This is a genomic window from Haloarcula sebkhae (assembly GCF_014647415.1).
Lineage (GTDB): Archaea > Halobacteriota > Halobacteria > Halobacteriales > Haloarculaceae > Haloarcula > Haloarcula sebkhae.
The window spans coordinates 1-927 of the sequence record NZ_BMPD01000019.1 but is presented as its reverse complement, the minus strand read 5'-3'; the positions used below and the strand labels follow the sequence as shown (position 1 = coordinate 927).

The 927-nt window shown below is 48.9% G+C and carries 2 pseudogenes; one reads left to right on the top strand and one right to left on the bottom strand.

Features of this window, described 5'->3' with window-relative positions:
• Window positions 1-168: 168 nt before the first annotated feature.
• Window positions 169-317 (bottom strand): annotated as a pseudogene (locus IEY38_RS21580) (tyrosine-type recombinase/integrase); the annotation flags it as partial.
• Between the two features lie 399 nt (window positions 318-716).
• On the opposite strand from IEY38_RS21580, the pseudogene IEY38_RS21575 reads away from it, so the two are divergent.
• Window positions 717-927: pseudogene (locus IEY38_RS21575) on the top strand (hypothetical protein); the annotation flags it as partial.

Here is a 927-nt window from a genome sequence, read left to right as displayed (position 1 = left end):
TCCAGAATATTATCCGTTTACTTGTCAGAGTCGTCCAGCTCAGTGGGTTGCTGTGTATTGCCTACTCCCTGCGGATTGCGACAAGACAGTAACCTGATTATCTCATTTCTGTCCATTAACATCAACGGCCGAACGAGTCGTCGCCCATCTTGTTCTGTTGAAATCCTAGTCCCGTGCCCACGCAGCGAATTTTCGCAGGACGCTCGCGACGTTTGTTCGGTAGCGCCCGGAGTCGATATCGACCAGCCGCTTCTCGATGGCTGCTTTGAGGACGTCGTCCCGGGAGTAGCATCGTACTCAGGCGGAAGCCGATTCATGCTTCCCGTACAGCGACGGTCCGGGTTAAACTGATGGTGCTTAACAAAATAATACAAACCTATTCCCCAAGCCAGAATATCGGCGTTTCAGTGCCTTTATAGCACTTACACTTGCTATATCGGTGTTGATAAACAGCATAGTGATATACCGAAATTACTTATTTGGAAGTTGAGACTACAGCGAGTTTAGCGGGGCTCTGATGCGTGGTTTCGGCTATTTCAGTGACCGGGAACTGGCTCAGATTGCTCTCCAAACGCCTAGTCTTGTCGAACTGGCAATCACATATGTGAATCCCCACAAAGAATATACACACTTGCACGGGACATGAAATTGCTTCCCCGCTTGATGAATTACGATACTGAAGATAGCTCCCTGATTCGATTCAGATAGTCTCTAAAATGGGTACACCAGCAGGATTTCGATTCAGTGTCCGGGCTCTCATTATAATTGGAGTCGCAGCACTCGTCATATCTACCCTACTTCTTTTCGTTGCCCCCAATACGGGGACCCAAGTACTCGTCACGGAAGTGGATGAATCGGATGTCTCTCCCGACGATAAGGTGCTCAGGTACAGTAACCTTTCAAAAGGGGGCCAAGAGTTGTTCGACC